Genomic DNA, 300 nt, shown 5'->3' with positions numbered 1-300 from the left:
TATACCTTTACTGTTACCAACACTGGAAATGTAACACTGACTAACATCCAGGTTACCGATCCTAAAGTAACTGTAAGCGGAGGACCTATTAGCCTTGCTCCGGGTGCTAGCGATAATTCAACTTTTACTGCTACTTATACCATCACGCAGGCAGATGTAGATGCTGGAGAAGTGGTGAACACTGCCGTAGCTAATTCAGATGAAACTACAGGTCCGGTAAACAGTAATGAGGAAAAGACTCCGCTTTCCAAGGAAGCGAAACTTACTATTACCAATGTGGTAGATCTAACAGCGATCGAT

Annotated in this window: 1 protein-coding gene; it reads left to right on the top strand. The window is 43.3% G+C overall.

The features are described 5' to 3' along the window. A partial coding sequence (locus tag ACNKXV_RS14185; protein ID WP_417908362.1) for a DUF7507 domain-containing protein occupies positions 1-300 on the top strand: 300 nt, incomplete at both ends.

Source organism: Christiangramia aquimixticola (assembly GCF_048285835.1).
In the GTDB taxonomy this organism is placed as follows: Bacteria; Bacteroidota; Bacteroidia; order Flavobacteriales; family Flavobacteriaceae; genus Christiangramia; species Christiangramia aquimixticola.
Note: the sequence above shows the minus strand (reverse complement) of the source record. Positions and strands in the feature narration are given on the sequence as shown.